We start from the raw sequence: 2,264 nt of genomic DNA, 5'->3' as shown, positions 1-2,264 counted from the left end.
GGTCTACCAGGGATTCTCGCTCCCGGTAGCCGACCAAGGCCCCCACACGGTGACCGGCGCGGTCGCCGCAGGGTTCGCACATACCCCCGCCGGGGCGGCCCTGGCGGCGATCCACGCCGTCGTGCGGATGTCCATGGCACCCGACGATCAATGGGCCACTGTCGGACAACAGATGCTCGCCTCCGGCGCGGGGCGTGACGACTGGGCCGTGGCGCGGGCCCAGATGTCGATCACCACACCGATCGCCAGCACGCCACCGAAGATCCTGGGCTACCGCATCACCGGCTACACCCCGGACCGGGCCGACACCGCGATCTACACCCAGCAACCCGACACATCGCTGACCTGCAACACCGCCACCGTCATCTGGCAGACCGGCGACTGGAAACTCCTGCTCCCCGACGGGCACCACCCCGCCCTGGTCACCGCCCCCGACACACTGCCCACCGACACGATCCGGCTCCCGATCCGATGAACACGACCGCCGCGACTCTGCCACTGAAACACCACCGCTGGCTCGGGCTCGCAGTAGCGTTGGCCGTCCCGCTGAGCGGATGCGGTACTGACACCCCTCAACCCCCGTCCGCTGGTTTATCCACAACGATCCCCATGACTGCTGCGCGGCCCCCGCTCACCGCGACACAGGCCCAGCCGCCGACCACAGACCTGTTCGGCAACCGTCTCGACGTCTTCGGAGACGAGGGACGCGCGTTTGCCCAAGATCCGGCCACGCGCCCCAACCCGTCGTCGGGCGACTATCTCACCGCGGCACCAGCGCAAATGTCCTGGCAACGCGGATGGGGCGGCGCCGCGCTACCAGTCTCCGGAAGCGATGGTCCGGCCGTCATTGACCACGGGATCGCCTCCGGGTTCGCCGACACCCCGCAAGGCGCGGCGCTGGCCGCCTGCGACGCGCTCGCCCGCACCCTCGCCGCACCAGAGGGACTGTGGCAGAACGTTGTTCGTGCGCGCTTCGTCGGTGACACCGATGCGTTCATCGCCAGGGTCACGCGCAGCCGCACCCGCACACCGGATGCCGGCCGCTACGTCACCGTCCCCGACGGCATCCGCATCCGCACCGGCTACCGCCCCGATTTCGCGGTCGTCGACATCGTCACGCGAACCCGCGACGGCTACGCCTCCGTCTCCTGGCCTATGACCTACGACAACGACTGGAGAGTGCGCCTGCCAGACGACATCGAAAGACTCTGGCAGCCAGGCGTTCCCATGGAAAACCTTGCCGGCTTCAGGCAATGGAGGACCACCACATGACGACTCCAGCTATCGCCACTGTCACCCATGCTCAGCTGCCGGATATCGTGTGCGACCTGCCCACTGGGCCCGGCGCGGTGTGCGCGTTGAAACAACTCGGCGGCGAAGCCGCCAACTCCGCAGCCAACTCCGCTTTCGACAGCGTTGTTGACTCCCTGATCGACGGAATGACCAAGGCGCTGAGATTCGATGTGACCTGGTGGGTCAATCTGCCCTCTCCGCAGTTGGCGGCGTCTACTGGAGAGCCCGGCCCTGCCTTGGCGTCGATCCGCGGGTACACCAGCGGTCTGCAGGTTCTGCTGATGATCGCGGGGATCTTGTTCGCGGCCGCTCGGTTGGCGATGGCCAAGCGTGGTGGTGTCGCGGGGGAGGCGCAGGAGAGCTTCCTCATGTTCGCGCGGGCGGTGTTCGCGTCGATGATGTTCTCCGCCCTGATTACTACCGGTACGAAAGCCGGTGATGCGTTCAGTAACTGGGTGATCAACGACGCCACTGGAGACGACCTATACGGCGCGGTCGAGCGGCTGGTCGACAACAACCTGCGCGATCACAGCAACCTCGGCTCCGGTGTCCTGCTGGTGCTGGCCGTCCTCGGCTTGATCAGCATGCTCGTCCAACTCGCCATGCTCGTCATCCGCCAAGCCGTCTTGATCCTGGTCGTCGCGGCCATTCCGCTGGCCGCTGCCGCGGCGGGCACCGGGCCAGGTTCGCAGGCGTACAAGCGGATGTTGTCGTGGGCGCTGGCGTTCGTGCTGTGGAAACCGGTCGGCGCCCTCATCTACGCGATCGCCTTCACCGCAGCAGGCACGAAAACCGCTGGTCAGCAACAAGACCCGCAACTAGTGCTGCTCGGCATGATCTTGCTGTTGTCGGTGACGATCGTGCTGCCGGCCTTGATGCGGCTGGTCGCTCCCGCGGTGGCGACCCTCGGCGGCGGGGGAGGAGCAGGCGCCGCCCTAGCCGGTGGCGCCCTCGGCATCGCTATGGGTTCT

The 2,264-nt window shown here is 67.0% G+C and carries 3 protein-coding genes; all 3 read left to right on the top strand.

From position 1 onward, the window contains the following. Window positions 1–475: DUF8175 domain-containg protein (locus tag NA3_RS35190; protein WP_218021961.1), on the top strand; the 475-nt coding region annotated here is incomplete at its 5' end. Between the two features lie 134 nt (window positions 476–609). Beyond that, window positions 610–1,272 carry a DUF8175 domain-containg protein gene (locus tag NA3_RS35185; protein WP_062969231.1) on the top strand — a complete coding sequence of 221 codons (663 nt, stop codon included), beginning with the start codon at window positions 610–612 and terminating at the stop codon, window positions 1,270–1,272. After that, a partial coding sequence (locus NA3_RS35180) for a TrbL/VirB6 family protein (RefSeq protein WP_501193632.1) occupies window positions 1,269–2,264 on the top strand: 996 nt, incomplete at its 3' end. The genes NA3_RS35185 and NA3_RS35180, both read left to right, overlap by 4 nt.

This window comes from Nocardia africana NBRC 100379, from assembly GCF_001612635.1.
GTDB classification, from domain to species: domain Bacteria; phylum Actinomycetota; class Actinomycetes; order Mycobacteriales; family Mycobacteriaceae; genus Nocardia; species Nocardia africana.
Note: the sequence above shows the minus strand (reverse complement) of the source record. Positions and strands in the feature narration are given on the sequence as shown.

Excerpts from the sequence above, each read along its gene's own strand:
- NA3_RS35185 (WP_062969231.1), top strand. The coding sequence starts at position 610 with ATGACTGCTGCGCGGCCCCCGCTCACCGCGACACAGGCCCAGCCGCCG.